Below are 24816 nucleotides of genomic sequence, written 5' to 3'. Positions count from 1 at the left end.
ATACGCGCCCCATTTCGTTGCCCGACTGTCCGAGAACACCCCATGCAGCTCTCTTCGCTCACTGCGGTTTCCCCTGTTGACGGCCGCTACGCCGGCAAAACCCAGGCCCTGCGCCCCATTTTCAGCGAATACGGCCTGATCCGTGCTCGCGTCCTCGTTGAAGTGCGTTGGCTCCAGCGCCTGGCCGCCCATAGCGCCATCAGCGAAGTGCCGGCGTTCTCCGCCGAGGCCAACGCCGTCCTCAATGCCCTGGCGGAGAACTTCTCCCTGGAGCACGCCGAGCGCGTCAAAGAGATCGAGCGCACCACCAACCACGACGTCAAGGCCATCGAATACCTGCTCAAGGAACAAGCCGCCAAGCTGCCTGAGCTGGCCAACGTCAGTGAGTTCATCCACTTCGCCTGCACCAGCGAGGACATCAATAACCTGTCCCACGCCCTGATGCTGCGCGAAGGTCGTAATGAAGTGATGCTGCCGCTGATGCGCCAGACCGCCAACGCCATCCGCGAACTGGCAATCCGCTTCGCCGAAGTGCCGATGCTATCGCGCACCCACGGCCAGCCGGCTTCGCCGACCACCCTGGGCAAGGAATTGGCCAACGTCGTGTACCGCCTGGAGCGCCAGATCGCCCAGGTCGCCGCCGTGCCACTGCTGGGCAAGATCAACGGCGCCGTGGGCAACTACAACGCTCACCTGTCGGCCTATCCGGACATCGACTGGGAAGCCAACGCCCGCGCCTTCATCGAAGACGAGCTGGGCCTGGCCTTCAACCCCTACACCACGCAGATCGAGCCGCACGACTACATCGCCGAGCTGTTCGACGCCATCGCCCGCTTCAACACCATCCTGATCGACTTCGATCGCGATATCTGGGGCTACATCTCCCTGGGCTATTTCAAGCAGCGCACCATCGCCGGGGAAATCGGTTCCTCGACCATGCCGCACAAGGTCAACCCGATCGACTTCGAAAACTCCGAAGGCAACCTGGGTATAGCCAACGCCCTGTTCCAGCACCTGGCAAGCAAACTGCCGATTTCCCGCTGGCAGCGCGACCTGACCGACTCCACCGTCCTGCGCAACCTCGGCGTGGGCTTCGCTCACAGCGTGATCGCCTACGAAGCCAGCCTCAAGGGCATCAGCAAGCTGGAGCTCAATGCCCAGAAGATTGCTGAAGACCTGGACGCTTGCTGGGAAGTGCTGGCCGAGCCGATCCAGACCGTGATGCGTCGCTACAACATCGAAAATCCTTACGAAAAGCTCAAGGAACTGACCCGCGGCAAGGGCATCAGCCCTGAAGCGCTGCAGACTTTCATCGACGGGCTAGACATGCCTGCCGCGGCCAAGGCGGAGCTGAAGAAGCTCACCCCAGCCAGCTACATCGGCAATGCCGTGGCCCAGGCCAAGCGCATCTGACCGACTGCTAGACCCTTTGACGCCCGGCCGCGCCGGGCGTTTTTATTCCTGCTAGAAAAGTACATTTTTTCAATAGGTTACACATGAATCCTGACATTCCTCTTCAACTTCTGGGCGGCATCACTGCACGGGAATTTCTGCGTAACTACTGGCAGAAGAAGCCCCTGCTGATCCGTCAGGCCCTGCCTGACTTCGAAAGCCCGATCGAACCCGATGAACTGGCCGGCCTGGCCCTGGAAGAAGAAGTCGAATCGCGCCTGGTGATCGAGAACGGCGAACGCCCATGGGAACTGCGTCGCGGCCCGTTCGCCGAAGACGAGTTCAGCAAGCTGCCGGAGCGCGACTGGACCCTGCTGGTCCAGGCCGTCGATCAATTCGTCCCGGAAGTCGCCGAGCTGCTGGAGCACTTCCGCTTCCTGCCGAGCTGGCGCATCGACGACGTGATGATCAGCTTCGCCGCACCGGGCGGCAATGTCGGCCCACACTTCGACAACTACGACGTGTTCCTGCTGCAAGGCCACGGCAAGCGCAACTGGAAGATCGGCCAGATGTGCGACTCCGAAAGCCCGTTGCTGCAGCACGCGGACCTGCGCATCCTCGCCGAATTCGAAGAGACCGAAAGCTGGGTCCTGGAGCCGGGCGACATGCTCTACCTGCCACCGCGCCTGGCCCACTACGGCGTTGCGCTGAATGACTGCATGACCTATTCGGTGGGCTTCCGCGCCCCGAGCGCCGCCGAGGTCCTGACTCACTTCACCGACTTCCTCGGCCAGTTCCTGCCGGACGAAGAGCGCTACACCGACGCCGACGTCCAGCCGGCCAGCGACCCGCACCAGATCCAGCAGGATGCCCTCGACCGTCTCAAGAGCCTGCTGGCCGAGCACATGAGCGACGAGCGCCTGCTGCTGACCTGGTTCGGCCAGTTCATGACCGAACCACGCTATCCGGAACTGGTGGTCGGCCCGGAACTGGAAGAAGACGACCTGCTGGGCAGCCTGGAACAGGGCGCGATCCTGATCCGCAACCCGAGCGCGCGCCTGGCCTGGTCGGAAGTGGATGAAGACCTGCTGCTGTTCGCCAGCGGCCAAAGCCGCTTGCTTCCCGGTAAACTGCGCGAGCTGCTGAAAATGATTTGCGCCGCCGACGCCCTGCATATCGACAACCTCGGCCCTTGGCTGGCGGATGAAGATGGGCGCGGCCTGCTGTGTGAACTGGTCAAGCAAGGGAGCCTGGGGTTTGCCGATGAATAAGATTCACGTACGTGTCGCAGACTGGCAAAAGGATAACGCCGAGATCCGGCGCATTCGTGAAGCGGTGTTCATTGCCGAGCAATCGGTTCCGCCCGAGCTGGAGTGGGATGCCGACGACGACAGCGCCGTGCACTTCCTGGCCTTCGAGGGCGATTTTCCGATTGGCACCGCGCGCCTGCTGCCCGACGGCCATGTGGGCCGGGTTTCGGTACTCAAGGACTGGCGCGGCCTGAAGGTCGGCGATGCGCTGATGCATGCGGTGATCGACGAAGCCGAGAAACGCGGCCTCAAGCAGCAGATGCTCAGCGCCCAGGTCCAGGCCACGCCGTTCTACGAGCGCCTGGGCTTCTCGATTGTCAGCGAGGAGTTTCTCGAAGCAGGGATTCCTCACGTCGACATGGTTCGCGGCGCCTGACCGACATGCCCTGACGGCAATAGCCAGAGCGAACGCCCCGCCATCCCCTTGCACCTAAAAGGCGCAAGAGCAGGATGCCGGGGCGTTTTGCCGTCTAGGATTCAACTTGCCCCACCCAAAGCCGACAAAGTGTCAAACTCAAGGCTTTACGCCAGCTACTCCGGAGATAACGGATATGTCCCTACGCACCTTGCTCACGACGCTGCTGCTGACCTTCAGCTGCTCGGTCATGGCCGCCACCGAGATCGTGCCTCTGAACAACCGCACCAGCGCCGACCTGCTGCCAGTGGCACAGAACTTTCTTGGCAAGGACGGCAAGGTCAGCGCCTATGGCAACCAGCTGATCGTCAACGCCGAGCCGGGCAAGATCGCCGAACTGCGGGCCTTCATTGCCCAACTGGATACGGCGGCCAAGCGCCTGCTGATCACCGTCGACACCAATGAAAACAACTTCCAGGACAACCAGGGGTATTCGGTCAACGGTGCGCCGCAAACCCGGATCATCAACCGCAGCACCGAGAGCCGCGACGGTGGCATCCAGCAGATCCAGGCCAGCGAAGGCGTGCCGGCCCTGATTCAGGTCGGCCAGAGTGTGCCCCTGACCACCACCCAGACCGATCCCTACGGTCGCCCGCAAAACCAGACCCAGTACCGCAACGTCACCCAGGGCTTCTATGTCACGGCCAGCGTGACCGGCGAAACCGTACACCTGAGCATCAGCACCAATCGTGACCGCATGAGCCAGGAACGTCCCGATGTAGTGAACGTGCAAAGTACCGACACAACCGTCAGCGGTCGCCTTGGCGAGTGGATCACCCTGGCGGGTGTCAATCGCCAGACCCAGGCCGACAAGCAGGCTCTGGGCCGCAGCTATTCGACCCAAGGCCGGGATGACATGACCTTGCGGGTCAAGGTCGACGCATTGGACTAAAGCACCAAAAACTGACTGATTAGTCGTATTAGACCAAAGATGTAGTGGCGCAAAAAAAGCACTACAAAACATTTGACGGGTCAAAAAACCGCGGGCATGATGGCCTCGCTCCCGCTAATCAGGGGCCCTGGCAAGGGCCTTCGGATCGCTGCTCTAACCTACCCACCTGAGCCGATTCGTGTCTGTACTGCCCACAAGGTGTGTTTGACGAGATTGCGACTGGAACGAAGTTGTCCCGAGGGACGGAAGCGTAATTAGGTCGATCGGCAACACACTGTTGGAACGCACCCAGGCCCACGACGCCCGAATGCGCACCGCAGACCGCCTTCACCTGCTCACTTTTCCCCTCGAGCCATCGTTCACCCGTCGCCATCCCCGCCATACCCCCTCGACCGCCTAAGCTTCCTGGTCAGCGAGCAGCCTTCCACGCAACGTTATGACGCGTGGTCGGCGGAGCCGGAATTTTCCAACCAAGAACGACTTTTTACACAAGACGCGACGAGGTTTATCTCCATGGCACTGACACGCGAACAGCAAATTGCAGCCCTTGAAAAAGACTGGGCTGAAAACCCGCGCTGGAAAGGCGTGACTCGCACCTACTCCGCTGCCGACGTGGTCCGTCTGCGTGGTTCGGTTCAACCCGAGCACACCCTGGCACGCATGGGCGCCGAGAAGCTCTGGAACCTGGTCACCCAAGGTGCCAAGCCGTCCTTCCGTCCTGATAAAGATTTCGTCAACTGCATGGGCGCCCTGACCGGCGGCCAGGCTGTTCAACAGGTCAAAGCCGGTATCCAGGCCATCTACCTGTCGGGCTGGCAAGTGGCTGCGGACAACAACTCCGCAGAATCCATGTACCCCGACCAGTCGCTGTACCCGGTGGATTCGGTTCCAACCGTGGTCAAGCGCATCAACAACTCGTTCCGTCGTGCCGACCAGATCCAATGGAAAGCCGGCAAGAACCCGGGCGACGAAGGCTACATCGACTACTTCGCGCCAATCGTGGCCGACGCTGAAGCCGGTTTCGGCGGCGTGCTGAACGCCTACGAGCTGATGAAAAGCATGATCGAAGCAGGCGCCGCCGGCGTTCACTTCGAAGACCAGCTGGCTTCCGTGAAGAAGTGCGGCCACATGGGCGGCAAGGTACTGGTTCCGACCCAGGAAGCCGTGCAGAAACTGACCGCTGCCCGCCTGGCGGCCGACGTTGCCGGCGTACCGACCATCATCCTGGCCCGTACCGACGCCAACGCCGCCGACTTGCTAACTTCCGACTGCGACCCATACGACCAGCCGTTCGTGACTGGCACTCGTACCCAGGAAGGCTTCTACAAGGTGAAGGCTGGCCTGGACCAGGCGATTGCCCGCGGCCTGGCTTACGCGCCTTACGCTGACCTGATCTGGTGCGAAACCGCCAAGCCGGACCTGGACGAAGCCCGTCGTTTCGCCGAGGCGATCAAGAAGGAATACCCGGACCAGATCCTGTCGTACAACTGCTCGCCTTCCTTCAACTGGAAGAAGAACCTGGACGACGCGACCATCGCCAAGTTCCAGCGCGAACTGTCCGCCATGGGTTACAAGCACCAGTTCATCACCCTGGCTGGTATCCACAACATGTGGCACAGCATGTTCAACCTGGCGCATGACTATGCCCGCAACGACATGACCGCCTACGTGAAACTGCAAGAGCAGGAGTTCGCTGACGCCGCCAAGGGCTACACCTTCGTGGCTCACCAGCAGGAAGTGGGCACCGGCTACTTCGACGACATGACCACCGTGATCCAGGGCGGCTCATCCTCGGTAACCGCCCTGACCGGCTCCACCGAAGAAGAGCAGTTCCATTGATTCCAGGCCTCGCGCCTTGATCGAGCGGCCAATGCAGATCCGGTAAAAACAACTGCATTGCTGTAAAGCTGACGCCCCGACTGGTTCGGGGCGTTTTTTTGCCCGCTGGCGAAGCACAGGTCGCGCCCGCCTCCCTTCGCCGCAAAAACTCACCAACCGCCCCACTCCCGCCGAAAAGCTGGCAAAACATTGATCCAGGGCGGTGTTACACAGGGCAAATCGGGTTAAAAGGTGCGCCCCTGCTACTTGCAGTAACAGGGATATAACAAGCAACTTTCCCACGCCCCGAACGAAAGTAGATTAAAGCCGCCCACAAATAATATTGATTATCATTTAGCCACTGTAACTTTCGTTGCAACGGTGACAAAACATAATTAACAAAACCTCCCCTAATGCCCGCAGGCTGCGGCTTACGGGGCTACTGGGGTGAGCTATGTCCTTATTACGATAAACAATTTCGCTTTAGAAATTTTACTTGCCCGGTGTTTAGCCATAAAATCAGCGCGATTGATTGCGCTGCGACATATCGTCACTGCTTTATTTCTTTATCAAGCTCAGAGACTCTTGCTCTCTGTTAAGGATTACCAGCATGCCCGAAGCGACAGGACTCATGGCCCACAACTGGGGCTTTGCCATTTTCCTTCTGGGTGTTGTCGGCCTTTGCGCCTTCATGCTCGGCGTCTCCAGCCTCCTCGGGTCAAAAGCCTGGGGCCGCAGCAAAAATGAACCGTTCGAGTCCGGCATGCTACCTACCGGTGGCGCCCGCTTGCGGCTCTCAGCCAAATTCTATCTGGTCGCGATGCTCTTCGTGATCTTCGATATCGAAGCCCTCTTTCTCTTTGCCTGGTCTGTGTCCGTCCGCGAAAGCGGCTGGACCGGATTCGTCGAAGCTCTTGTTTTCATAGCAATTCTGTTGGCAGGTCTTGTCTACCTTTGGCGAGTGGGGGCTCTTGACTGGGCTCCGGAAGGTCGTCGTAAGCGGCAGGCGAAGCTAAAACAATGAGGCTTTGGCGATGCAATACAATCTCACCAGGATCGACCCCGATGCTCCTAACGATCAGTACCCGATCGGCGAACGTGAAACCGTTTCCGATCCGTTAGAGGATCAGGTCCACAAAAACATCTTCATGGGCAAGCTGGAAGACGTGCTGAGCGGCGCGGTCAACTGGGGGCGCAAGAACTCCCTGTGGCCGTACAACTTCGGTCTGTCCTGCTGCTACGTGGAAATGACCACCGCCTTCACGGCGCCCCATGACATCGCGCGCTTTGGCGCCGAGGTTATCCGGGCATCGCCGCGTCAGGCGGACTTCATGGTTATCGCCGGTACCTGCTTCATCAAGATGGCGCCGATCATCCAGCGTCTCTACGAGCAAATGCTCGAGCCCAAATGGGTCATCTCCATGGGTTCGTGCGCCAACTCCGGCGGCATGTACGACATCTACTCCGTGGTTCAGGGGGTGGACAAGTTCCTGCCCGTGGACGTCTACGTACCTGGCTGCCCGCCCCGCCCCGAAGCGTTCCTGCAAGGCCTGATGCTCTTGCAAGAATCCATTGGCCAGGAGCGTCGCCCACTGTCCTGGGTCGTCGGTGATCAAGGCGTGTATCGCGCCGAGATGCCGTCGCAAAAGGAGCAGCGCCGCGAACAGCGTATTCAGGTCACCAACCTGCGCAGCCCTGACGAAGTCTGATCCAGATCTGTTCTGACAAAGAAACGACACTGGCTTCACTCTTTACGTTGACCGAAAGCGATAAAAAACCATGACTACAGGCAGTGCTCTGTACATCCCGCCTTATAAGGCTGACGACCAGGATGTGGTCGTCGAACTCAATAACCGTTTTGGCCCTGAGGCGTTCACCGCCCAGGCCACCCGCACCGGCATGCCGGTGCTGTGGGTTACCCGCTCCAAACTCATCGAAGTCCTGACCTTTCTGCGCAACCTGCCCAAGCCGTACGTCATGCTCTATGACCTGCACGGCGTGGACGAGCGCCTGCGCACCAAGCGCCAGGGCCTGCCGGGTGCCGACTTCAGCGTGTTCTACCACTTGCTGTCGATCGAGCGTAACAGCGACGTGATGATCAAGGTTGCCCTGTCCGAAGGTGACCTCAGCTTGCCATCCGTCACTGGCATCTGGCCCAACGCCAACTGGTACGAGCGTGAAGTCTGGGACATGTTCGGCATCGACTTTGCCGGCCACCCGCACCTGTCGCGGATCATGATGCCGCCGACCTGGGAAGGTCACCCGCTGCGCAAGGACTTCCCGGCCCGCGCCACCGAGTTCGACCCGTTCAGCCTCAACCTGGCCAAGCAGCAGCTGGAAGAGGAAGCCGCACGCTTCCGTCCAGAAGACTGGGGCATGAAACGCTCCGGCGCCAACGAGGACTACATGTTCCTCAATCTGGGGCCGAACCACCCTTCGGCTCACGGTGCCTTCCGTATCATCCTGCAGCTGGACGGCGAAGAGATCGTCGACTGCGTACCAGACATCGGCTACCACCACCGTGGTGCCGAGAAGATGGCCGAGCGTCAGTCCTGGCACAGCTTCATCCCCTACACCGACCGTATCGACTATCTGGGCGGGGTGATGAATAACCTGCCATACGTGCTGTCGGTCGAGAAGCTGGCCGGCATCAAGGTGCCGGAGAAGGTCGACGTCATCCGCATCATGATGGCCGAGTTCTTCCGCATCACCAGCCACCTGCTGTTCCTGGGTACCTACATCCAGGACGTCGGCGCCATGACCCCGGTGTTCTTCACCTTCACCGACCGTCAACGTGCCTACACCGTGATCGAAGCCATCACCGGCTTCCGCCTGCACCCGGCCTGGTACCGCATCGGCGGCGTCGCCCACGATCTGCCCCGCGGCTGGGAAAAGCTGGTCAAGGACTTCGTCGAATGGCTGCCCAAGCGCCTCGACGAATACACCAAGGCCGCCCTGCAGAACAGCATCCTCAAGGGCCGGACCATCGGTGTCGCCGCCTACAACACCAAGGAAGCCCTGGAATGGGGCGTCACCGGTGCCGGCCTGCGTTCCACCGGTTGCGATTTCGACCTGCGTAAAGCGCGCCCCTACTCCGGCTACGAGAACTTCGAGTTCGAAGTCCCGCTGGGTGCCAACGGTGACGCCTACGACCGCTGCATGGTTCGCGTGGAAGAAATGCGCCAGAGCATCAAGATCATCGATCAGTGCCTGCGCAACATGCCGGAAGGCCCGTACAAGGCGGACCATCCGCTGACCACGCCGCCGCCGAAAGAACGCACCCTGCAGCACATCGAAACCTTGATCACCCACTTCCTGCAAGTTTCGTGGGGCCCGGTCATGCCGGCCAACGAATCCTTCCAGATGATCGAAGCGACCAAGGGCATCAACAGTTATTACCTGACGAGCGATGGCGGCACCATGAGCTACCGCACCCGGATCCGTACCCCAAGCTTCGCCCACCTGCAGCAGATCCCTTCGGTGATCCGCGGCAGCATGGTCGCGGACTTGATCGCGTACCTGGGTAGTATCGACTTCGTTATGGCCGACGTGGACCGCTAAGCATGAACAGCACGCTTATCCAGACAGACCGTTTCGCCCTGAGCGAAACCGAGCGCTCGGCCATCGAGCACGAGATGCATCACTACGAAGACCCGCGCGCGGCGTCCATCGAAGCCCTGAAAATCGTTCAGAAGGAACGTGGCTGGGTGCCAGACGGCGCGGTCTATGCCATCGGCGAGATCCTTGGCATTCCTGCCAGCGACGTTGAAGGCGTAGCGACGTTCTACAGCCAGATCTTCCGTCAGCCTGTGGGCCGCCACATCATTCGCGTCTGCGACAGCATGGTCTGCTACATCGGCGGCCATGAGTCCGTGGTCAGCCAGATCCAGAGCGAGCTGGGCATCGGCCTCGGCCAGACCACCGCCGACGGCCGTTTCACCCTGCTGCCAGTGTGCTGCCTGGGCAACTGCGACAAGGCCCCGGCGCTGATGATCGACGACGATACTTTCGGCGATGTGCAGCCTGCTGGCGTGGCCAAACTGTTGGAGGGCTACGTATGACCCTGACCTCTTTCGGCCCTGCGAATCGCATTGCGCGCTCCGCAGAAACCCACCCCCTGACCTGGCGTCTGCGTGACGACGGCGAGCCGGTATGGTTCGACGAGTACCAGGCCAAGAACGGCTACGCGGCAGCCCGCAAGGCCTTCGCCGACCTGTCCCAGGACGACATCGTCCAGACCGTCAAGGACGCCGGCCTCAAGGGTCGCGGCGGTGCGGGCTTCCCCACCGGCGTGAAGTGGGGCCTGATGCCCAAAGACGAATCCATGAACATCCGCTACCTGCTGTGCAACGCGGACGAAATGGAACCCAACACCTGGAAAGACCGCATGCTGATGGAGCAACTGCCCCATCTGCTGATCGAAGGCATGCTGATCAGTGCCCGTGCACTGAAGACCTACCGCGGCTACATCTTCCTGCGTGGTGAATACACCACCGCCGCCAAGCACCTGCGTCGTGCCGTGGAAGAAGCCAAGGCCGCAGGCCTGCTGGGCAAGAACATCCTGGGCAGCGGTTTCGATTTCGAACTGTTCGTGCACACCGGCGCCGGGCGCTACATCTGCGGTGAAGAAACCGCCCTGATCAACTCCCTGGAAGGCCGTCGCGCCAACCCACGCTCCAAGCCGCCCTTCCCCGCCGCCGTCGGCGTGTGGGGCAAGCCGACTTGCGTGAACAACGTCGAGACCCTGTGCAACGTGCCGGCGATCATCGGCGACGGCGTGGAGTGGTACAAATCCCTGGCCCGCGAAGGCAGTGAAGACCATGGCACCAAGCTGATGGGCTTCTCCGGCAAGGTGAAGAACCCTGGCCTGTGGGAGCTGCCTTTCGGCGTGACCGCGCGCGAGTTGTTCGAGGACTACGCCGGCGGTATGCGCGACGGCTTCAAGCTCAAGTGCTGGCAGCCAGGCGGCGCCGGTACCGGCTTCCTGCTGCCAGAACACCTGGATGCGCAAATGTATGCCGGCGGCATCGCCAAAGTGGGCACCCGTATGGGTACCGGCCTGGCCATGGCGGTGGACGACAGCATCAATATGGTGTCGCTGCTGCGCAACATGGAGCAATTCTTCGCCCGTGAATCCTGCGGCTTCTGCACCCCTTGCCGCGATGGCCTGCCTTGGAGCGTCAAGCTGCTGATGGCCCTGGAAAAAGGCCAGGGCCAGCAGGGTGACATCGAGACCCTGCTGGGTCTGGTGGGTTTCCTCGGCCCGGGCAAGACCTTCTGTGCTCACGCACCGGGTGCCGTGGAGCCTTTGGGCAGCGCCATCAAGTATTTCCGTCCAGAGTTCGAAGCCGGCATCGCGCCCACCAGCGCCGCCGTCCCGCCTCTGGCCCGACCGATCGTAGTCGGCGCGTAACGCTTAGATGAGGGCGCAGGGTCCGTGCCCTGCGCTCGACGTGCGATGACGCCGTGAACGGCTGTGTTGATTCGCACGCATAACAAGATTCCATTAGCCACGCCCGCTGACACCGGGCCAACGAAGAACTTTGAACCATGGCCACTATCCACGTAGACGGCAAAGCGCTCGAAGTCGATGGGGCGGACAACCTGTTACAGGCTTGTCTGTCACTAGGCCTCGACATCCCTTATTTCTGCTGGCACCCCGCTCTCGGTAGCGTCGGTGCCTGTCGCCAGTGCGCGGTCAAGCAGTACACCGACGAGAACGACACCCGTGGTCGTATCGTCATGTCCTGCATGACCCCGGCCACCGACAACACCTGGATCTCCATCGACGATGAAGAATCCAAGGCCTTTCGCGCCAGCGTTGTCGAATGGCTGATGACCAACCACCCGCACGACTGCCCGGTGTGCGAGGAAGGCGGTCACTGCCACCTGCAAGACATGACGGTGATGACCGGCCACAACGAGCGCCGTTATCGCTTCACCAAGCGCACCCACCAGAACCAGGACCTCGGCCCGTTCATTTCCCACGAAATGAACCGCTGCATCGCCTGCTACCGCTGCGTACGCTTCTACAAGGACTACGCCGGCGGCACCGACCTGGGTGTCTACGGCGCCCACGACAACGTGTACTTCGGGCGCGTTGAAGACGGCACCCTGGAAAGCGAGTTCTCCGGCAACCTCACCGAGGTCTGCCCGACCGGCGTGTTCACCGACAAGACCCACTCCGAGCGCTACAACCGCAAGTGGGACATGCAGTTCTCGCCGAGCATCTGCCATGGCTGCTCCAGCGGTTGCAACATTTCCCCGGGCGAGCGCTACGGCGAACTGCGACGCATCGAGAACCGCTACAACGGTTCGGTGAACCAGTACTTCCTCTGCGACCGTGGCCGCTTCGGTTATGGCTACGTCAACCGCAAGGATCGTCCACGCCAGCCACGCCTGGCCGACGGCACCCAGCTGACCCTGGACCAGGCCCTGGACCAGGCTGCCGAGCTGCTGCGCGGTCGCAACATCGTCGGTATCGGCTCGCCTCGTGCCAGCCTGGAAAGCAACTACGCCCTGCGTGAGCTGGTCGGTGCCGAGCACTTCTACAGCGGTATCGAAGCCTCTGAGCTGGAGCGTATCCGCCTGGTCCTGCAGGTGCTGAACGACAGCCCGCTGCCCGTTCCGAACCTGCGCGAGATCGAAGACCACGACGCGATCTTCGTCCTTGGCGAAGACCTGACCCAGACCGCCGCTCGCATGGCCCTGGCCCTGCGCCAGTCGGTCAAGGGCAAGGCCGAGGAAATGGCCGACGCCATGCGCGTCCAGCCTTGGCTCGACGCCGCGGTTAAGAACATCGGCCAGCACGCGCTGAACCCGCTGTTCATCGCCAGCCTCGCTGAAACCAAGCTCGACGACGTTGCCGAGGAGTGTGTACACGCCGCTCCCGACGACCTGGCGCGCATCGGTTTCGCCGTGGCCCACGCCATCGACGCCAGCGCCCCTGCCGTGGAAGGCCTGGACAGCGAAGCCCTGGAACTGGCCAAGCGCATCGCTGACGCGCTGCTGGCGGCCAAGCGCCCACTGATCATTTCCGGTACTTCCCTGGGTTCCAAGGCGCTGATCGAAGCCGCGGCGAACATCGCCAAGGCCCTGAAGCTGCGCGATAAAGCTGGTTCCATCAGCCTGATCGTGCCAGAGGCCAACAGCCTCGGCCTGGCCATGCTCGGCGGCGAATCCGTGGACGCCGCCCTGCAAGCGGTGGTCGACGGTAAAGCCGACGCCATCGTGGTCCTGGAAAACGACCTGTACACCCGCACCGACGCGGCCAAGGTGGATGCGGCCCTGAGCGCGGCCAAGGTGGTGATCGTTGCCGATCATCAACAGACCGCGACCGTCGAGCGTGCGCACCTGGTGCTGTCGGCGGCCAGCTTCGCCGAAGGCGACGGCACCCTGATCAGCCAGGAAGGTCGCGCCCAGCGCTTCTTCCAGGTCTTCGATCCGACTTACCTGGACGCCAGCATCATGGTCCACGAAGGCTGGCGCTGGCTGCATGCCCTGCGTAGCACCCTGCTGAACAAGCCGGTGGACTGGACCCAGCTGGACCACGTGACCGCAGCCTGCGCCGCTAGCACTCCGCAACTGGCCAGCATCGTCGATGCCGCCCCTTCCGCAGCATTCCGTATCAAAGGCCTGAAACTGGCTCGTGAACCGCTGCGCTACAGCGGCCGTACCGCCATGCGCGCCAACCAGAGCGTGCACGAACCGCGTACCCCGCAAGACCCGGATACCGCCTTCGCCTACTCCATGGAAGGCTACTCGGGCTCTGCCGAACCGCGCTCGCAAGTGCCGTTTGCCTGGTCGCCGGGCTGGAACTCGCCGCAAGCCTGGAACAAGTTCCAGGACGAAGTCGGTGGCCATCTGCGTGCTGGCGATCCGGGTAAACGCCTGATCGAAAGCCAGGGCGATCGCCTGAACTGGTTCGCCAGCGTTCCGCGAGCCTTCTCTCCGGCCCAGGGCACCTGGCAAGCGGTGCCGTTCTATCACCTGTTCGGCAGCGAAGAGAACTCTTCGAAAGCCGCTCCGGTGCAGGAACGCATTCCGGCTGCCTACGTGGCCCTGGCCAAGTCCGAAGCCGATCGCCTGGGCGTCAACGACGGTGCCTTGCTCGCAGTGAGCCTGGCTGGCCAGACCCTGCGCCTGCCACTGCGTATCAACGAAGAACTGGGTGCCGGCCTGGTGGGCCTGCCTGCCGGTCTGGCGGGCATTCCTCCGGCATTCTTTGGCAAATCCGTTGACGGTCTGCAGGAGGCGGCGCAATGAGTTGGTTTACCCCTGAAGTGATCGACGTGATCCTGACGGTCGTCAAGGCCATCGTGATCCTGCTGGCGGTGGTCATCGCCGGCGCGCTGTTGAGCTTCGTCGAACGTCGCTTGCTGGGCTGGTGGCAGGACCGCTACGGTCCGAACCGCGTTGGCCCGTTCGGCATGTTCCAGATCGCCGCCGACATGCTGAAGATGTTCTTCAAGGAAGACTGGACCCCGCCGTTTGCCGACAAGGTGATCTTCACCCTGGCACCGGTGGTCGCCATGTCCGCCCTGCTGATCGCCTTCGCCATCATCCCGATCACCCCGACCTGGGGCGTTGCGGACCTGAACATCGGCCTGCTGTTCTTCTTCGCCATGGCCGGTCTTTCGGTCTACGCGGTGCTGTTCGCCGGCTGGTCGAGTAACAACAAGTTCGCCCTGCTGGGCAGCTTGCGGGCTTCGGCACAGACCGTGTCCTACGAAGTGTTCATGGGCCTGGCGCTGATGGGCATCGTGGCTCAGGTCGGTTCGTTCAACATGCGCGACATCGTCGAGTACCAGGCGCAGAACCTGTGGTTCATCATTCCGCAGTTCTTCGGTTTCTGTACCTTCTTCATCGCTGGCGTGGCCGTGACTCACCGTCACCCCTTCGACCAGCCGGAAGCGGAACAGGAACTGGCCGACGGTTACCACATTGAATACGCCGGCATGAAATGGGGCATGTTCTTCGTTGGCGAGTACATCGGCATCATCCTGATCTCGGCACTGCTGGTCACCCTGTTCTTCGGTGGCTGGCACGGTCCGTTCGGCATCCTGCCGCAACTGTCCTTCGTCTGGTTCGCCCTGAAGACCGCGTTCTTCATCATGCTGTTCATCCTGCTGCGCGCCTCTATCCCGCGCCCGCGCTATGACCAGGTGATGGATTTCAGCTGGAAATTCTGCCTGCCGCTGACCCTGATCAATCTGCTGGTGACCGCAGCGCTTGTGTTGTTGAACACGCCTGCGGGCGCGGTTCAGTGAGGATTTGACCCATGTTCAAATATATTGGCGACATCGTTAAGGGTACCGGTACCCAGTTGCGCAGCCTGGTGATGGTGTTCGGTCACGGCTTTCGCAAACGCGACACCCTGCAATACCCCGAAGAGCCGGTGTACCTGCCGCCACGCTACCGTGGCCGTATCGTCCTGACTCGCGACCCCGATGGCGAAGAGCGTTGCGTTGCCTGCAACCTGTGCGCCGTGGCCTGCCCTGTGGGTTGCATCTCGCTGCAGAAAGCTGAAACGGAAGACGGTCGCTGGTACCCGGAGTTCTTCCGCGTCAACTTCTCGCGCTGCATTTTCTGCGGTCTCTGCGAGGAAGCCTGTCCGACCACCGCGATCCAGCTGACACCGGATTTCGAGATGGCCGAGTTCAAACGTCAGGACCTGGTTTACGAGAAAGAGGATCTCTTGATCTCCGGTCCCGGAAAGAACCCTGACTACAACTTCTATCGTGTTGCAGGTATGGCCATTGCCGGTAAGCCGAAAGGCACCGCGCAGAACGAAGCCGAACCGATCAACGTGAAGAGCTTGCTGCCTTAAGGAAGAACGATGGAATTCGCTTTCTATTTCGCATCAGGTGTTGCCGTTGTTTCCACGCTGCGCGTGGTCACCAACACCAACCCTGTGCACGCCCTGCTCTACCTGATCATTTCGCTGATCGCCGTGGCCATGACCTTCTTCAGCCTTGGCGCGCCGTTCGCCGGCGCCCTGGAAGTGATCGCCTACGCTGGCGCCATCATGGTGCTGTTCGTGTTCGTGGTCATGATGCTGAACCTCGGCCCGGCCGCGGCTCAGCAAGAGCGCATCTGGCTCAAGCCAGGCATCTGGATCGGCCCGGTGATTCTCGCCGCGCTGCTGCTGGCCGAACTGCTGTACGTACTGTTCAGCCACCAGAGCGGTGCCGGTATCGGTCAAACCACCGTCAGCGCCAAGGCCGTGGGCATCAGCCTGTTCGGTCCATACCTGCTGGTGGTCGAACTCGCCTCGATGCTGCTGCTCGCCGCAGCCGTCACGGCGTTCCACTTGGGCCGCAACGAGGCGAAGGAGTAATACGATGCCTACTATCCCTCTCGGTACTATCCCGATGGAACATGGCCTGGCGGTTGCCGGCATCCTGTTCTGCCTCGGTCTGGTCGGCCTGATGGTCCGCCGTAACATTCTCTTCGTGTTGATGAGCCTGGAAGTGATGATGAACGCCTCGGCACTGGCGTTCATCGTTGCGGGCGCCCGCTGGGCGCAGCCGGATGGACAAGTGATGTTCATTCTGGTGATCAGCCTGGCAGCCGCCGAGGCCAGTATTGGCCTGGCGATCCTGCTGCAGCTGTACCGCCGCTTCCACACTCTCGATATCGACGCTGCCAGCGAGATGCGCGGATGAACCTTCTCTTTCTGACTTTCGTATTTCCCCTGATCGGTTTCCTGCTGCTGTCGTTCTCCCGGGGACGCCTCTCGGAAAACCTCTCGGCCCTGATCGGCGTCGGCTCCATTGGCCTGTCGGCCATAGTGGCCGCCTACGTGATCTGGCAATTCAACGTCGCGCCACCAGCGGGTGGTCACTACACCCAGGTGCTGTGGCAGTGGATGTCGGTGGACGGTTTCGCGCCGAACTTCGCCCTGTACCTGGATGGTCTGTCCGTGACCATGCTGGGCGTGGTGGTGGGTGTGGGCTTCCTGATCCACCTGTTCGCGTCCTGGTACATGCGTGGTGAGGCCGGCTACTCGCGCTTCTTCGCCTACACCAACCTGTTTATCGCCAGCATGCTGTTCCTGGTGCTGGGCGATAACCTGCTGTTCCTGTACTTCGGCTGGGAAGGCGTGGGCCTGTGCAGCTACCTGTTGATCGGTTTCTACTACAGCAACCGCAACAATGGTAACGCCGCACTCAAGGCCTTTATCGTCACCCGGATCGGCGACGTGTTCATGGCCATCGGCCTGTTCATCCTGTTCCAACAAGTGGGCACGCTGAACGTCCAGGAACTGCTGGTGCTGGCACCGCAGAAATTCCAGGCCGGCGACTTCTGGATCACCCTGGCGACCCTGATGCTGCTGGGCGGCGCCGTGGGTAAATCCGCGCAACTGCCGCTGCAGACCTGGCTGGCGGACGCGATGGCCGGCCCGACCCCGGTTTCGGCACTGATCCACGCCGCGACCATGGTCACCGCTGGTGTCTACCTGATCGCTCGTACCCATGGCCTGTTCACCCTGGCGCCGGAGATCCTGCACCTGGTGGGCCTGGTGGGCGGTGTGACCCTGGTACTGGCCGGCTTCGCCGCGCTGGTGCAGACCGACATCAAGCGCATCCTCGCCTACTCCACCATGAGCCAGATCGGCTACATGTTCATGGCCCTCGGCGTTGGCGCCTGGGACGGCGCGATCTTCCACCTGATGACCCACGCCTTCTTCAAGGCCCTGCTGTTCCTTGCTTCCGGTGCGGTGATCGTTGCCTGCCACCACGAGCAGAACATCTTCAAGATGGGCGGCCTGTGGAAGAAACTGCCGCTGGCCTACGCCAGCTTCATCGTCGGCGGCGCGGCCCTGGCGGCCCTGCCTCTGGTGACCGCAGGCTTCTACTCCAAGGACGAGATCCTCTGGGAAGCCTTCGCCAGCGGCAACCACGGCCTGCTGTACGCCGGCCTGGTGGGTGCGTTCATGACCTCGCTGTACACCTTCCGCCTGATCTTCATCACCTTCCACGGTGAGGCCAAGACCGAAGCCCACGCCGGCCACGGGATTTCCCACTGGCTGCCGCTGGTGGTGCTGATCGTGCTGTCCACCGGGATCGGCGCGATGATCACTCCGCCCCTGCATGGTGTGCTGCCGCTGAGCGCCGGTCATGCGGGTGGCGAAGCCAAGCACAGCCTGGAAATCGCCTCGGGCGCCATCGCCCTGGCCGGTATCCTGCTGGCCGCCCTGTTGTTCCTTGGCAAGCGTCGTGTTGTGACCGCCATCGCCAACAGCGGCATCGGGCGTCTGCTCTCGGCCTGGTGGTTCGCCGCCTGGGGCTTCGACTGGATCTACGACAAACTGTTCGTCAAGCCATACCTGGCCATCAGCCATGTACTGCGCAAGGACCCGCTCGATCAGACCATCGGTTTGATCCCGCGTATGGCCAAAGGGGGTCACAACTCCCTGAGCCGTACCGAGACCGGTCAACTGCGTTGGTACGCCGCCTCGATGGCAGCCGGTGCCGTGCTGGTCATCGGCGCCATTGTGCTGGTAGCGGTCTGATATGAACCTTGCGAACTTGCGAAAGGAATTGAGCCCGTCATGATTCTGCCTTGGCTAATCCTGATCCCCTTCATCGGCGGCCTGCTGTGCTGGCTGGGTGAGCGCTTCGGCGCCACCCTCCCCCGCTGGATTGCGCTGTTGACCATGACCCTGGAACTCGCCCTCGGCCTCTGGCTGTGGGCCCACGGTAACTATTCATATGCTCCGGCGCCTGGCGTCGATCCGACTTGGGCCATCGAGTTCAAGCACCAGTGGATCGAGCGCTTTGGCATCAACGTGCACCTGGCCCTCGACGGCCTGTCGCTGTTGATGGTTCTGCTGACCGGTCTGCTGGGTATCCTCTCGGTACTCTGCTCCTGGAAAGAGATCCAGCGCCACGTGGGCTTCTTCCACCTGAACCTGATGTGGATCCTGGGCGGCGTGGTCGGCGTGTTCCTCGCGCTGGACCTGTTCATGTTCTTCTTCTTCTGGGAAATGATGCTGGTGCCGATGTACTTCCTCATCGCGCTCTGGGGTCACAGCTCGGCAGACGGCAAGAAAACCCGGATCTACGCAGCGACCAAGTTCTTCATCTTCACTCAGGCTTCCGGCCTGATCATGCTGGTGGCGATCCTGGGTCTGGTGCTGGTCAACTTCAACAACACCGGGGTCATCACCTTCGATTACGCCCAGTTGCTGAAGACCAAGATGTCCACCGCCACCGAGTACATCCTGATGCTCGGCTTCTTCATCGCCTTCGCGGTGAAGCTGCCGGTGGTGCCGTTCCACTCCTGGCTGCCTGACGCTCACGCCCAGGCACCGACCGCCGGTTCCGTGGACCTGGCGGGCATCCTGTTGAAGACCGCGGCCTACGGCCTGCTGCGTTTCGCCCTGCCACTGTTCCCCAACGCCTCGGCAGAGTTCGCACCCATCGCCATGACCCTGGGTCTGGTCGGGATCTTCTACGGTGCCTTCCTGGCCTTCGCCCAGACCGACATCAAGCGTCTGATCGCCTTCTCCAGCGTTTCCCACATGGGCTTCGTGCTGATCGGCATCTACTCCGGCAGCCAGCAGGCCCTGCAGGGCGCGGTGATCCAGATGCTGGCCCACGGTGTTTCGGCAGCCGCGCTGTTTATCCTCAGCGGACAGTTGTACGAACGCACCCATACCCGCGACATGCGCGAAATGGGCGGCCTGTGGTCACGCATCGCCTACTTGCCGGCCATCAGCCTGTTCTTCGCGGCCGCTTCCCTGGGCCTGCCGGGTACCGGCAACTTCGTCGGCGAGTTCCTGATCCTGATCGGTACCTTCGTCAGCGCTCCATGGATCACCGCCATCGCGACTTCCGGCCTGGTGTTCGGTTCGGTCTACTCGCTGATCATGATCCACCGTGCCTACTTCGGCCCGTCCAAGTCGGACGCGGTGCTGCACGGCATGGATGCTCGCGAACTGATCATGGTGCTGGGACTGGCGGTGCTGCTGATCTACATCGGCGTCTACCCGCAACCGTTCCTCGATACCTCTGCCGCCACCATGCATGGCGTGCAGCAATGGCTCAGCACCGCCTTCACTCAACTCGCTTCGGCCCGGTAAGAGCGCTATGGACTTTACGATTCAACACTTTATAGCCCTGGCGCCGCTGCTGATCACCAGCGCCACCCTTGTGGTGGTGATGTTGGCGATCGCCTGGCGGCGCAACCACGCACAGACCTTCCTGCTGTCGGTGGCCGGTCTGAACCTGGCATTGCTGTCGATCTTCCCGGTGCTGAAAGTGGCACCCCTGGCGGTCACCCCGCTGTTGCAGATCGACCAGTTCGCCTGCCTGTACATGGCCCTGATCCTGGTGGCCACCCTGGCCTGCGTCACCCTGGCCCACGCCTACCTGGGCGACGGCAGCAGCGGTTACCCGGGCAACCGTGAAGAACTGTACCTGCTGATCCTGCTGGCCGCCGCCGGTGGCCTGGTGCTGGTCAGCGCACAGAACCTGGCTGGCCTGTTCATCGGCCTGGAGCTGCTCTCGGTACCGGTCTACGGTCTGGTGGCCTATGCCTTCTTCAACAAGCGCTCCCTGGAAGCCGGCATCAAGTACATGGTGCTGTCGGCCGCCGGTTCGGGCTTCCTGTTGTTCGGCATGGCCCTGCTCTACGCCGAAGCCGGCAGCCTGAGCTTCAGCGGCATCGGCCAGGCCCTGGCCGCTACCGGGCTGCCAAGCCCACTGGCGCAACTGGGCCTGGGCATGATGCTGATCGGCCTGGCCTTCAAGCTGTCGCTGGTACCGTTCCACCTGTGGACCCCGGACGTCTACGAAGGCGCCCCGGCTCCGGTGGCGGCCTTCCTGGCTACCGCCAGCAAGGTGGCGGTGTTCGCGGTGCTGGTGCGCCTGTTCCAGCTCTCGCCAGTGGCCAGCAGCGGTGTGTTGAGCAACGTGCTGACCGTGATCGCCATTGCCTCGATCCTGGTGGGCAACCTGTTGGCGCTGACCCAGAGCAACCTCAAGCGTTTGCTGGGTTACTCGTCCATCGCTCACTTCGGTTACCTGCTGATCGCCCTGGTGGCAAGCAAGGGCCTGGCCATGGAAGCCATTGGCGTGTACCTGGTCACCTACGTGATCACCAGCCTCGGCGCCTTCGGTGTGATCACCCTGATGTCCTCGCCGTACAAAGGCCGTGACGCTGACGCCCTGTACGAGTACCGCGGCCTGTTCTGGCGTCGTCCGTACCTGACCGCCGTGCTCACCGTGATGATGTTGTCCCTGGCCGGTATTCCGCTGACCGCGGGCTTCATCGGCAAGTTCTACATCATCGCTACCGGTGTCGAAGCGCACCAATGGTGGCTGGTCGGTTCCCTGGTCATGGGCAGCGCCATCGGCGTCTTCTACTACCTGCGTGTGATGGTCACCCTGTACCTGATCGAGCCGAACCTGCGCCGCGTCGATGCCCAGCTGCACTGGGAACAGAAAGCCGGTGGCGTCATGCTGCTGGCCATCGCGGTCCTGGCGTTCTTCCTCGGCGTGTACCCACAGCCGCTGCTGACCCTGGTCCAGCACTCGGGCCTGGCCGGTTGATCGCTTAAGTTTCAACGCAACAAACAAAACGGCACCTTCGGGTGCCGTTTTGCGTTTCTGGCCCCCGCCCTCCCCTCTTCCCGGCGAAACTCGGAATCGCCCTTCCTGTCACGTCGACCCGGTCCGACATTCAGCCCGACGCCACGGGCATAAACTGTTGCCAGATCAACCGCGGCGCTCAGCGGGCCTTGACCAAAGCTGTAGCGTCATCCAGTCTATACGCAGGAAGCGTATAAAATGAATGCTCTGTTTATTGAACTGCCGGCATTTGCACGATACCGAAGGGACTTCCTTGACGACGAGTTGTTCTGCGAACTGCAGATCGAGTTGCTGCGCCACCCGCACGCGGGTGTTCTGATTCAGGGCACTGGCGGCTTGCGCAAGATGCGTTTCGTCGATGAGCGACGCAACAAGGGCAAGCGTGGCGGGTTGAGGGTGATTTATTACTGGTGGTCCGGAGGGGCGCAGTTCTGGCTCTTCACCCTGTTCGGCAAGGAGCAGATGGACGACCTGCTACCGCAGCAGCGACAACAGCTCAAACAACTGCTGGAACGTGAAATCGAGGCCAGAAGACATGACCAAGCGTGACATCTTTTCCGAACTGGTAGAGGGCATCGATGCCCTCACCCAGGAGCGCCAGGGCAAGATCACTCTGCGCAGCCATAAAGTGAAACTCGACAAGTTGCCCCCCATCACCGCCGCCGAGGTGATGAACATCCGCCAGCAACTCAACCTCTCGCGTTCGGTATTCGCCATGTACCTGCGCACCAACACCCGCACCCTGGAAAACTGGGAACAAGGCCGCGCCACACCCAACGCCCAGGCCACGACCTTGATGCGCCTGGTGGAACGCTACCCCGACACGGTGGAGCGCCTCGCTTCGCTGGCTGCGGATTTCGGTGAACGTGACCGAGCGTTTCGCTAATACGTGACCGGTGCTTCCACCCCGGTTGCGCGGGTTCTGGATTGTAATCGCATCGGTCACGATGCGGCTTGTTCCTCGGCTTTTTTTCGGCGCAGCGACTCGCCTTTCATCGTCAGCCGGTAGGCGTTGTGCACCAGGCGGTCGAGGATGGCATCGGCCAGGGTCGGGTCGTTGATCCAGCCGTGCCAGTGCTCGATGGGCAGTTGGCTCGTCAGGATGGTGGAGCGGCTGCCAGCGCGGTCGTCGATCACCTCCAGCAGGTCATGCCGGGCTCCTTCCTCCAGCGGGGCTAGCGCCCAGTCGTCCAGCACCAGGACGTCGACCTTTGCCAGCTGTTGCAGGGTACGGCCGAAGCTGCCGTCGCCATGAGCGATGCGCAGTTGTTCCAGCAGGCGCGGGGTGCGCAGGTACAGGGTGCTATAGCCCTGGCGGCAGGCCTGGTTGCCCAGGGCGCAGGCCAGCCAGGTTTTGCCGGCACCGGTCGGGCCGGTCAGCAGCAGGTTGTGCTGCTGGCGGATCCAGTCGCCACTGGCCAGGGTGGCGATCAGACGCTCGTCCAGGGCGCGTCCGGTGCGGCGGTCGAGATCTTCCAGGCAGGCGTTGGCGTACTTGAGCTTGGCCTTCTTGCGCAGCCGTACCAGGCGCTGGTTGTCACGCCAGGCCAGTTCGCGGTCGAGCAGTAGGCCGAGGCGTTCATCGAAGCTCAGGCTGTGGCTGGCCGGCAGCGTCCATTGCTCTTCCAGGGCGCGGGCCATGCCGTCCAGGCGTAGCTGGTGCAGTTGATTCAGGGTGTGTTGCGGCATCATCGAACAGCTCCTGTTGCGGGGGTTGGTAGTAGTCGGCGCCACGGACGTTCTCGTGGTCGCCGGGTAAGGTCGTTTCGGCGGCACGCTGGGGCAGCGGCTGTTGATCCAGGCCTTGCTGGAGCAGGTTGCGCACGCTGCGCCCGGTGAAGGCGCGCAGGTGTACGGCACGTTCGGCAGCGGCTTCCAGGCGTGCATTGCCATAGCGCCGGGCCAGCGAGAGCAGGCCGAGGCAGGCGCGGTAGCCCATCTCCGGGTGCGGCTTGTGGGTCAGTTGGTGATCGATCAGTTGGCGCGTGTAGGGGCCGATCCGCGCGCCCCAGTCGAGCAGGCGTTGTGGCGTCCATTCGCGATGCGCCTGGTGCGCCGCGGGCATGTGCTCGCGCTGGGTACTGTAAGCGCCGCGTCGCCCCAGCAGCAGGTGGCTGGCCACCCGCCGGTTGCCATGCAGCACTTCCAGGGTGTGTGCCGTCAGTCGCACGTCCACGTTCTGCCGGGCCAGGGCGGAGGGCACGCTGTAGAAGCTGCCATTGACCTCGATGTGGTAGTCGATGCTGACCTTGCAGCGCTTGAAGGTGGCGACCTCGTAGGGATGCACCGGCAGCGCTCGCAAGGCCGGGCGATCCAGGCGCTCGAACCAGTCGCGCCGGCAGCCATCGAGCCGCTTGAACGGGCGCCGATTCAGATCCTCCAGCAGCTCGGCGATGGCCTGGTTAAGCGCATGCAGGCTGAAGAACTGCCGATGGCGCAGCCGCGCCATGATCCAGCGCTCGACCACCTGCACCGCCACCTCGGCCTTGGCCTTGTCCTGAGGCTTGCGTGGCCGTGCCGGCAGGATCACCGTCTGGTAATGACGCGCGCACTCCAGCGTGGCCCGGTTCAGGCCCGGCTCGTAGCGATCCGGCTGGGCGACCAGGGCGCGCGGATTGTCCGGCACAACCATTTCCGGCACGCCGCCAAAGTAGGTCAGAGCCTGGCCCAGCGAGGTCAGCCAGTCCACCTGGGTTTCGCCTGGCGTCGCGCAGGCATAGGTGTAATTCGAGGCGCCCAGGGCGGCGACGAAGATGTGCGCCCGGCGCACTTCGCCGGTGGCCGGGTCGACCACCGGCAGCGTCGGCCCGGCATAGTCGATGAATAGCTTCTCGCCCGCACGGTGCAGCTGACGCATCGAACGTTTGAGCGTCTGGGCGTAGCGCCGGTAGTGCTCGACGAACTGGGTGTAGCGGTAGGTCGGCTGGCCCGCATGCGCGGCGAGATATTCCTCCCACAGCAGCTGCAAGGTCACGCCCTTGCGTCGCAACTCGCGGTGGATGCTCAGCACATCGGGCAGCACTCGCTCACCGCGCGGCTTGTTCGTCGACGTCGGTGCAAACAAGGCGGCCGCCAGCGCGGCCTCGTCCATGGCCACCAGCGCCGGCCAGTCCAGCCCGGCCACCCGCGCCGCCGCGATGTACTTGCTAACCACGCCCTTGGACAGCTGCAAGGCACGGGCAATCTTCTCGTGGGACAAGCCGGCCTCAAACTTGAGGCGCAGACATTCTTTGATGTTTCGCATGGCTACTCGCGGCGCCGCCATCTTCCTCTCCCGAAATCGGTCGAGGATGGCGGCGCATCAGGTCATGCGCAACGAAGGGGAAGGCTTTCGCTAAGTCGTGACCGGCGATTTCGGTAAGCCGTGACCACCTGTTTCGGAACAGGCGG

The 24816-nt window shown here is 62.1% G+C and carries 22 protein-coding genes; 20 read left to right on the top strand and 2 right to left on the bottom strand.

The features are described 5' to 3' along the window. The first annotated feature begins 42 nt into the window (after nt 1–42). The 20 genes from purB to BLV47_RS10460 all read left to right on the top strand — a co-directional run bounded on the left by purB (nt 43) and on the right by BLV47_RS10460 (nt 22312). Entirely contained in the window at nt 43–1413 is a 1371-nt protein-coding gene (gene purB / locus BLV47_RS10555; protein ID WP_092313085.1) for an adenylosuccinate lyase, read from the top strand. A gap of 83 nt (nt 1414–1496) precedes the next feature. Further along, on the top strand, nt 1497–2663 hold the full coding sequence (locus BLV47_RS10550) for a ribosomal protein uL16 3-hydroxylase (protein WP_092313082.1): 1167 nt from the start codon (nt 1497–1499) through the stop codon (nt 2661–2663). After that, complete coding sequence (locus BLV47_RS10545; RefSeq protein ID WP_092313078.1) at nt 2656–3078, top strand: GNAT family N-acetyltransferase; 423 nt, start codon at nt 2656–2658, stop codon at nt 3076–3078. The genes BLV47_RS10550 and BLV47_RS10545 overlap by 8 nt, the downstream gene beginning before the upstream one ends. A gap of 175 nt (nt 3079–3253) precedes the next feature. Then, complete coding sequence (locus BLV47_RS10540; protein ID WP_092313075.1) at nt 3254–4009, top strand: secretin N-terminal domain-containing protein; 756 nt, start codon at nt 3254–3256, stop codon at nt 4007–4009. Between the two features lie 513 nt (nt 4010–4522). Beyond that, nucleotides 4523–5848, top strand: coding sequence for an isocitrate lyase (gene aceA / locus BLV47_RS10535; protein ID WP_016964777.1), 1326 nt, complete (start codon nt 4523–4525; stop codon nt 5846–5848). A 589-nt stretch (nt 5849–6437) separates the two neighbouring features. After that, complete coding sequence (locus tag BLV47_RS10530; RefSeq protein WP_011062185.1) at nt 6438–6851, top strand: NADH-quinone oxidoreductase subunit A; 414 nt, start codon at nt 6438–6440, stop codon at nt 6849–6851. Between the two features lie 10 nt (nt 6852–6861). Next, entirely contained in the window at nt 6862–7536 is a 675-nt protein-coding gene (locus tag BLV47_RS10525) for a NuoB/complex I 20 kDa subunit family protein (protein WP_011062186.1), read from the top strand. A 70-nt stretch (nt 7537–7606) separates the two neighbouring features. Continuing rightward, nucleotides 7607–9388 carry an NADH-quinone oxidoreductase subunit C/D gene (gene nuoC, locus BLV47_RS10520; RefSeq protein WP_092313072.1) on the top strand — a complete coding sequence of 594 codons (1782 nt, stop codon included), beginning with the start codon at nt 7607–7609 and terminating at the stop codon, nt 9386–9388. A 2-nt stretch (nt 9389–9390) separates the two neighbouring features. Then, the gene (gene nuoE / locus BLV47_RS10515) at nt 9391–9888 is read left to right on the top strand and encodes an NADH-quinone oxidoreductase subunit NuoE (RefSeq protein WP_011062188.1); all 498 of its coding nucleotides are present in this window, start codon (nt 9391–9393) and stop codon (nt 9886–9888) included. Then, nucleotides 9885–11240: an NADH-quinone oxidoreductase subunit NuoF gene (gene nuoF / locus BLV47_RS10510; RefSeq protein WP_092313069.1), complete on the top strand. Its 1356-nt coding sequence runs from the start codon at nt 9885–9887 to the stop codon at nt 11238–11240. The genes nuoE and nuoF overlap by 4 nt, the downstream gene beginning before the upstream one ends. A gap of 137 nt (nt 11241–11377) precedes the next feature. Then, nucleotides 11378–14092, top strand: a complete 2715-nt coding sequence (gene nuoG / locus BLV47_RS10505; protein WP_092313066.1) for an NADH-quinone oxidoreductase subunit NuoG — start codon at nt 11378–11380, stop codon at nt 14090–14092. Beyond that, nucleotides 14089–15096, top strand: a complete 1008-nt coding sequence (gene nuoH / locus BLV47_RS10500; protein ID WP_092313063.1) for an NADH-quinone oxidoreductase subunit NuoH — start codon at nt 14089–14091, stop codon at nt 15094–15096. The genes nuoG and nuoH overlap by 4 nt, the downstream gene beginning before the upstream one ends. Nucleotides 15097–15107: 11 nt before the next feature. After that, nucleotides 15108–15656: an NADH-quinone oxidoreductase subunit NuoI gene (gene nuoI / locus BLV47_RS10495; RefSeq protein WP_092313060.1), complete on the top strand. Its 549-nt coding sequence runs from the start codon at nt 15108–15110 to the stop codon at nt 15654–15656. A gap of 9 nt (nt 15657–15665) precedes the next feature. After that, on the top strand, nt 15666–16166 hold the full coding sequence (gene nuoJ, locus BLV47_RS10490) for an NADH-quinone oxidoreductase subunit J (protein ID WP_016964783.1): 501 nt from the start codon (nt 15666–15668) through the stop codon (nt 16164–16166). A gap of 4 nt (nt 16167–16170) precedes the next feature. After that, nucleotides 16171–16494, top strand: a complete 324-nt coding sequence (gene nuoK, locus BLV47_RS10485; RefSeq protein WP_016964784.1) for an NADH-quinone oxidoreductase subunit NuoK — start codon at nt 16171–16173, stop codon at nt 16492–16494. Beyond that, nucleotides 16491–18344, top strand: a complete 1854-nt coding sequence (gene nuoL, locus BLV47_RS10480; RefSeq protein ID WP_092313057.1) for an NADH-quinone oxidoreductase subunit L — start codon at nt 16491–16493, stop codon at nt 18342–18344. The genes nuoK and nuoL overlap by 4 nt, the downstream gene beginning before the upstream one ends. Before the next feature lie 39 nt (nt 18345–18383). Then, complete coding sequence (nuoM, locus tag BLV47_RS10475) at nt 18384–19916, top strand: NADH-quinone oxidoreductase subunit M (protein ID WP_092313054.1); 1533 nt, start codon at nt 18384–18386, stop codon at nt 19914–19916. 7 nt (nt 19917–19923) lie between these two features. Further along, on the top strand, nt 19924–21387 hold the full coding sequence (gene nuoN / locus BLV47_RS10470; protein WP_015636299.1) for an NADH-quinone oxidoreductase subunit NuoN: 1464 nt from the start codon (nt 19924–19926) through the stop codon (nt 21385–21387). A gap of 237 nt (nt 21388–21624) precedes the next feature. Further along, a complete protein-coding gene (locus BLV47_RS10465) occupies nt 21625–21975 on the top strand; it encodes a toxin (protein ID WP_092313051.1) in 351 nt (116 codons plus the stop codon). Next, a complete protein-coding gene (locus BLV47_RS10460) occupies nt 21962–22312 on the top strand; it encodes a helix-turn-helix domain-containing protein (protein WP_092313048.1) in 351 nt (116 codons plus the stop codon). Before BLV47_RS10465 ends, BLV47_RS10460 begins: the two co-directional genes overlap by 14 nt. 56 nt (nt 22313–22368) lie before the next feature. On the opposite strand, the gene istB is transcribed toward BLV47_RS10460, so the two are convergent. Continuing rightward, complete coding sequence (istB, locus tag BLV47_RS10455) at nt 22369–23118, bottom strand: IS21-like element IS1474 family helper ATPase IstB (protein WP_062838242.1); 750 nt, start codon at nt 23116–23118, stop codon at nt 22369–22371. Continuing rightward, a complete protein-coding gene (gene istA / locus BLV47_RS10450; protein ID WP_062838241.1) occupies nt 23006–24691 on the bottom strand; it encodes an IS21 family transposase in 1686 nt (561 codons plus the stop codon). The genes istB and istA overlap by 113 nt, the downstream gene beginning before the upstream one ends. Between the last annotated feature and the right edge of the window lie 125 nt (nt 24692–24816).

The organism is Pseudomonas saponiphila, from assembly GCF_900105185.1.
Taxonomy (GTDB): Bacteria; Pseudomonadota; Gammaproteobacteria; order Pseudomonadales; family Pseudomonadaceae; genus Aquipseudomonas; species Aquipseudomonas saponiphila.
Note: the sequence above shows the minus strand (reverse complement) of the source record. Positions and strands in the feature narration are given on the sequence as shown.

Excerpts from the sequence above, each read along its gene's own strand:
- nuoN (WP_015636299.1), top strand. The coding sequence starts at position 19,924 with ATGGACTTTACGATTCAACACTTTATAGCCCTGGCGCCGCTGCTGATC.
- nuoI (WP_092313060.1), top strand. The coding sequence starts at position 15,108 with ATGTTCAAATATATTGGCGACATCGTTAAGGGTACCGGTACCCAGTTG.
- nuoM (WP_092313054.1), top strand. The coding sequence starts at position 18,384 with ATGATTCTGCCTTGGCTAATCCTGATCCCCTTCATCGGCGGCCTGCTG.
- istB (WP_062838242.1), bottom strand. The coding sequence starts at position 23,118 with ATGATGCCGCAACACACCCTGAATCAACTGCACCAGCTACGCCTGGAC.
- aceA (WP_016964777.1), top strand. The coding sequence starts at position 4,523 with ATGGCACTGACACGCGAACAGCAAATTGCAGCCCTTGAAAAAGACTGG.
- BLV47_RS10460 (WP_092313048.1), top strand. The coding sequence starts at position 21,962 with ATGACCAAGCGTGACATCTTTTCCGAACTGGTAGAGGGCATCGATGCC.
- nuoE (WP_011062188.1), top strand. The coding sequence starts at position 9,391 with ATGAACAGCACGCTTATCCAGACAGACCGTTTCGCCCTGAGCGAAACC.
- nuoH (WP_092313063.1), top strand. The coding sequence starts at position 14,089 with ATGAGTTGGTTTACCCCTGAAGTGATCGACGTGATCCTGACGGTCGTC.
- BLV47_RS10545 (WP_092313078.1), top strand. The coding sequence starts at position 2,656 with ATGAATAAGATTCACGTACGTGTCGCAGACTGGCAAAAGGATAACGCC.
- BLV47_RS10465 (WP_092313051.1), top strand. The coding sequence starts at position 21,625 with ATGAATGCTCTGTTTATTGAACTGCCGGCATTTGCACGATACCGAAGG.
- purB (WP_092313085.1), top strand. The coding sequence starts at position 43 with ATGCAGCTCTCTTCGCTCACTGCGGTTTCCCCTGTTGACGGCCGCTAC.
- istA (WP_062838241.1), bottom strand. The coding sequence starts at position 24,691 with ATGGCGGCGCCGCGAGTAGCCATGCGAAACATCAAAGAATGTCTGCGC.
- BLV47_RS10540 (WP_092313075.1), top strand. The coding sequence starts at position 3,254 with ATGTCCCTACGCACCTTGCTCACGACGCTGCTGCTGACCTTCAGCTGC.
- nuoJ (WP_016964783.1), top strand. The coding sequence starts at position 15,666 with ATGGAATTCGCTTTCTATTTCGCATCAGGTGTTGCCGTTGTTTCCACG.
- nuoL (WP_092313057.1), top strand. The coding sequence starts at position 16,491 with ATGAACCTTCTCTTTCTGACTTTCGTATTTCCCCTGATCGGTTTCCTG.
- nuoG (WP_092313066.1), top strand. The coding sequence starts at position 11,378 with ATGGCCACTATCCACGTAGACGGCAAAGCGCTCGAAGTCGATGGGGCG.
- BLV47_RS10550 (WP_092313082.1), top strand. The coding sequence starts at position 1,497 with ATGAATCCTGACATTCCTCTTCAACTTCTGGGCGGCATCACTGCACGG.
- BLV47_RS10530 (WP_011062185.1), top strand. The coding sequence starts at position 6,438 with ATGCCCGAAGCGACAGGACTCATGGCCCACAACTGGGGCTTTGCCATT.
- nuoK (WP_016964784.1), top strand. The coding sequence starts at position 16,171 with ATGCCTACTATCCCTCTCGGTACTATCCCGATGGAACATGGCCTGGCG.
- nuoC (WP_092313072.1), top strand. The coding sequence starts at position 7,607 with ATGACTACAGGCAGTGCTCTGTACATCCCGCCTTATAAGGCTGACGAC.
- nuoF (WP_092313069.1), top strand. The coding sequence starts at position 9,885 with ATGACCCTGACCTCTTTCGGCCCTGCGAATCGCATTGCGCGCTCCGCA.
- BLV47_RS10525 (WP_011062186.1), top strand. The coding sequence starts at position 6,862 with ATGCAATACAATCTCACCAGGATCGACCCCGATGCTCCTAACGATCAG.